General features: G+C 37.5%; 4 protein-coding genes and 1 pseudogene. 2 read left to right on the top strand and 3 right to left on the bottom strand.

All coding sequences use genetic code 11. The features are described from left to right. Both ACJML3_RS06075 and lysC read right to left on the bottom strand, forming a co-directional pair. Nucleotides 1–766 (bottom strand): flagellar cap protein FliD N-terminal domain-containing protein (locus tag ACJML3_RS06075; protein WP_406021523.1); only part of this gene is annotated, 766 nt, incomplete at its 3' end. A 169-nt stretch (nucleotides 767–935) separates the two neighbouring features. Then, the gene (gene lysC / locus ACJML3_RS06070; protein WP_406021521.1) at nucleotides 936–2,294 is read right to left on the bottom strand and encodes a lysine-sensitive aspartokinase 3; all 1,359 of its coding nucleotides are present in this window, start codon (nucleotides 2,292–2,294) and stop codon (nucleotides 936–938) included. A gap of 150 nt (nucleotides 2,295–2,444) precedes the next feature. Between lysC and ACJML3_RS06065 the strand changes: the two genes are divergently transcribed. Together ACJML3_RS06065 and ACJML3_RS06060 are read left to right on the top strand one after the other, a co-directional pair. After that, the gene (locus ACJML3_RS06065; RefSeq protein WP_406021520.1) at nucleotides 2,445–3,194 is read left to right on the top strand and encodes an AzlC family ABC transporter permease; all 750 of its coding nucleotides are present in this window, start codon (nucleotides 2,445–2,447) and stop codon (nucleotides 3,192–3,194) included. Next, on the top strand, nucleotides 3,181–3,531 hold the full coding sequence (locus ACJML3_RS06060; RefSeq protein ID WP_406021518.1) for an AzlD domain-containing protein: 351 nt from the start codon (nucleotides 3,181–3,183) through the stop codon (nucleotides 3,529–3,531). Before ACJML3_RS06065 ends, ACJML3_RS06060 begins: the two co-directional genes overlap by 14 nt. A 116-nt stretch (nucleotides 3,532–3,647) precedes the next feature. On the opposite strand, the pseudogene ACJML3_RS06055 reads toward ACJML3_RS06060, so the two are convergent. Next, nucleotides 3,648–3,722: pseudogene (locus ACJML3_RS06055) on the bottom strand (hypothetical protein); the annotation flags it as partial. Nucleotides 3,723–3,973: the final 251 nt, after the last annotated feature.

The following is a 3,973-nucleotide window of genomic DNA, read 5'->3' as shown; positions in this document are numbered from 1 at the left end:
TAGCTTCTCTATATGTCCATTTTGATCCACTTGAAGAAACTCTCTCGCCTTGAGCATTAACTTCAGTATCTGATGATCTGTCAAAATTAAACAGACTAATAGAGTCGTGAGTAGAATCAGATGGATTTGCAGGCTCAGCAGTAATCTTCATGTTGGTGGTATCAGCACCAGTTGTACCGCCATCAATAGAGAACGTGTAACCTGATGATGTCTTGATAAGGTTAACGTTAATACCAAGATCGTTCTTGTTTAAACGCTTTCTTACAAGCTCGATAGTGTCGCCTTCGCAGATTTCAACTTCAAACTTTCTTTCTCGAGTTTCTTCTTCACCTCTATCATTGGTGTATGTTTCAGGTCCAAGATCGATGGTAATACGACCTGCTCCAAAAGAATTGTTGAAGCCATCTGCTGTGTTGAATTTCTGTGTTACAGCCTCTGATCTAGCTAGCTGAGTTACAGTAATATCAAAATTTGTGTTGGAGCAGTCTTCTTTCTGGGTAATCTTGAATGCTTCATAATCTTTTGACTGTGAGGTTGTAACCTTATGTGTGTTCATAGCATTAGCTTTACACATTTCCTCACAAGCAGTCTGGAAGGTGTTAAGTGCGCTTTTTAGTTTTTTGACACCATCGCGTTCAATTTCGCATTTAGCTTTTGCTTTTGTAACTCTGTTGGTCAAGTTAGATTTCTTTGTTGAAAGCATTGCCTGAATGATGCTTTCAAAATCATTACCAGAGCCAACACCAGCATTGGTAATAGTTGTCATTTTAATTACCTCTTTTCTCTATATCAGATATAGAATGATCCCACCTATCTATATTATCGGCGAAGAAAAAGTAAAAGTTTAATTTTTTTTGATAAAAGATTGGACTTTTTTGAGGATGCAATCCTTTGAACACTGACCAAAGGATTGCAAATAGTGTGCCAGTTATAGATTAGGCTTCTAATAACTGCTTGTGAAGCTCATTTAAAGCAACAGAAGTGTCGCCATCCTTAAGCAGGAAGCATAGGTTGTGGCGTGATGCGCCGTAGCAGATCATTCTTACAGAGAACTGCTGAATACAGTCAAATGCCTTAGTGATAACACCGTTGTTCTCTGACATATTGTTGCCGATAATGGCAATCAGTGGCAGACCCTGTTCAACCTTTACATGGCAGAACTGCTCAAGCTCTTTTAGCATGTTAGGATCAAGACCGTGAGCACCTGATGTGCTAGTACCGCCGTCAATGGTAACTGCAATTGAGATTTCTGATGTAGAAACAAGATCAATTGAGTGGTTGTATTTAGCAAATACAGAGAATACGTTTGCTAAGAAGCCGGTTGCACCAACCATAACTGGTGATGATAAAACGATAAGAGTCTGATTCTTACGTAAAGCTAAAGCTCTGAAGTTTGGAGCTGTCTGTGTTGATGGACGAACCCAGGTACCACCCTTTTCTGGCTCTTTTGAAGAACCAACAAAGATAGGAATTTCACGTCTTACAGCAGGAACCATTGTTGATGGATGTAAAACCTTAGCACCGAAGTTTGCCATTTCAGCAGCTTCAATATAGGTTAACTCTGGAATTGGTTTTGCGTTCTTTACAACACGTGGATCGGTTGTGAATACGCCTGGAACATCAGTCCAGATTGAAATTGTTGCAACATCTAAAGCTTCACCTAATAATGCTGCAGAGTAGTCAGAACCACCACGACCTAAGGTTGTGGTCTCACCTAAGGTGTTTGAACCGATAAAGCCCTGAGTGATGATAATGCTCTTATCAGAAATAAGAGGCATTAACTTGTCACGGGTTAATACACGGATTTCATCGCAGTTTGGTTTTGCACATGAGAACTTAGAATCAGTGCGCATTACAGTACGAACATCGAACCACTGTGCATCGGTACCGTAGTGCTTGAATAAAGCAACAAACAGGAATGATGACATTAACTCACCGTGAGATACGATAGCATCAGCAATCTGATCGCTTGTGCCTTTCTCGTTTGCAACAAGGGTCTGATCCTTAATCTCTTTTAGGTGGCCTTCGATGAAGTTTCTTAACTCGTGCTGGTTTTCAAGATGAGTGATGATCTGCTCGTGAATATCGCGAAGTTTAGAGATAATCTCATCGATTTTCTCGTTTGAGCATTTACCTGAAGCTAGCTCAACTAAAAGATTTGTAACACCAGAGCAAGCTGAAATTACAACAACACGTGAATTTGGATTTGATACAACTACCTTGTAGCTTGAAGTCATAGCTTCAAAGTTACCTACAGATGTACCACCGAATTTAGCAATATCTAAATTTGTCATAGTTATATATCTAGTAAGTTAAAAAAAATAAATTGAATAATAGCATACGAAAGCCGATGTGTAATTCTAATATACTTTTACTCCTTTTTGGTGCATAATTAATATTTATTTCTTGTATTAAACTGATATTTATTCCTTATCAACATAATCATGAATAATCGACAGCTTTTTTTACTGGGTGTACGTCATTCTATTCCTATCTGTTTAGGCTATATTTCTGTTGGCTGTGCTTATGCTGTGATGGCAAAAGAGTATGGTTTTTCAGAGTTTGAAACTATCTTAATGTCAATGATCTGCTATTCAGGATCAGGACAGTTCCTGGCTGTTACATATGCTCAGCAGGGTGCAAGTCTGATTGCACTTGTAGTTGGTCTTTTACTTCTAAACTTCCGTTACTTTATTATGAGCGCTGTTGTTTTTGCAAGATTCAAAGTAATGAGTAATCTGCAAAGAGCAGTTTTCTCTCATTACATTACTGATGAGCCTTTTGCTATTTTTGCAACAGCCAAAAAAGAGCTTGTAAGTCCATATTATTTTTCTGGTCTTGTATTTATTTCTTGGTTATCATGGATTAGTGGAGCTCTATTAGGTCTTGTAGCTCATGATTTCATGCCACAGGCGCTGACATCATCGATGACTATTGCTCTTTATGCACTGTTTGTTGCAATCATTGTACCTGGTGCATGCATGAGCAGATCAATGTTTGTAATTATCGTAGCTTCTGCTTTATTCAATATCCTCATGACTCAATTTATGGATGAGTGTTGGGCAATTCTTACAACCATTATCGTATGCTCTTTGATTGGTGCTTTATTTATAAAGGACAGAGTGTCAGATGATGAAAAGCTGCAAATAGAATCTAAAGAAAAATCTAAGGAGGCAGAAAATGGAACACTCTAATTACTATCTGTACATTGTTATTCTGTCTTTTGTTGCTACATATCCTGTAAGAGCTATTCCTGCTTTATTCATATCAAAACTAAAGCTCAGCCCTTACTGGCAGAAAGTATGGGATCTTGTGCCATATACAGCTTTAACAGCGCTAGTGTTTCCTGGAATATTCAACTGTATAAAGGAAAAAGTATTAGTTGATGGAATTGAAACAGATGTTATCAATGTGCATGCAGCTGCAATTGGCACTGTAGTTGCTATAGTAAGTGCGCTTTTTAAGTTACCTTTATCAGTTACAGTTCTCTTATCTGTTGTAGCAACCTATATCAGTGTTTTAATCTTTTAAAGATGAATCTTTAGAAAAATGATGGCTCAGTACAAATAAATGTGGGATCTAGGATCCCCTTATTCATTCTGAGACTTCCATCTTTGTCCTTCGGAATCAAACAGTTTTAAAAAGAACTATTCATCATCAGTGAGTCCATAGCTCTTCGATCTAATGGTCTTTATCTTCTGATTGATACCTTCAACCTTTCCGTTTGATAACGGCTATCTCATGGCTTATGATGCCATCAATATGATTTTTAAGTAACCTTGAAAACCATTGAAGTGCTTGTTTCTGTGCCTTTATAGGAGTTAATAATCTCTTCTATATTGATTTATATAATGATCTTATTCAATAATTGCATATATAAAAAGTGATCTAAAATCAATAAGTTACACTAGTCCGAAAAATATTCCTAAAATTTACCGAAAGGTATGTAGAGAACGGCGATACACGGACGCTC

It is taken from the genome of Succinivibrio sp. (assembly GCF_045124615.1).
GTDB lineage: Bacteria > Pseudomonadota > Gammaproteobacteria > Enterobacterales > Succinivibrionaceae > Succinivibrio > Succinivibrio faecicola.
Note: the sequence above shows the minus strand (reverse complement) of the source record. Positions and strands in the feature narration are given on the sequence as shown.

Coding starts and splice junctions, on each gene's coding strand:
- lysC (WP_406021521.1), bottom strand. CDS start 2,294: ATGACAAATTTAGATATTGCTAAATTCGGTGGTACATCTGTAGGTAAC.
- ACJML3_RS06065 (WP_406021520.1), top strand. CDS start 2,445: ATGAATAATCGACAGCTTTTTTTACTGGGTGTACGTCATTCTATTCCT.
- ACJML3_RS06060 (WP_406021518.1), top strand. CDS start 3,181: ATGGAACACTCTAATTACTATCTGTACATTGTTATTCTGTCTTTTGTT.